This is a genomic window from Neisseria sp. SLRRB23 (genome assembly GCF_050896295.1).
Lineage (GTDB): Bacteria > Pseudomonadota > Gammaproteobacteria > Burkholderiales > Neisseriaceae > Neisseria.
In genome coordinates this window covers 1-372 of sequence record NZ_JBPBFH010000133.1, presented here as the reverse complement: position 1 = coordinate 372, position 372 = coordinate 1, and the positions used below count along the sequence as shown (strand labels likewise).

Here is a 372-nt window from a genome sequence, read left to right as displayed (position 1 = left end):
GTGTGGATACGCAGGAAGATTTGGATAGGGTTCGTGCTGTATTTCAGACCGTATAAAACAGGTTCAAAGGGATAAGATATGCAGCAACATATTGAAAAATGGCAACACTTGAGTCGTGAAGAACAGAAAATCCTTTTACAGGTTGTGTTCATTCATTTGTCTAAGTTCCTGATATGAGTTTGTTGTTGTAAATAATCTTTTGCTTGCTTACCTTGTAAATTACCGGTTTTCACAACATTACCATTTGAACCCTCCCATACGATCTCCGCCTGGTTACCATTTCTGCTTGCAATTGCCATTTTCATGCAGATGTTGGATGCCACTATTTTAAATCTGTCTCTTATACACATCTCCGAGCCCACGAGACTCGAC

At 39.8% G+C, this 372-nt stretch carries 1 pseudogene; it reads right to left on the bottom strand.

What is annotated here, in order from left to right:
- Positions 1-152: 152 nt before the first annotated feature.
- Positions 153-248: pseudogene (locus ACRPFF_RS11480) on the bottom strand (MafB protein); the annotation flags it as partial.
- Positions 249-372 lie beyond the last annotated feature (124 nt).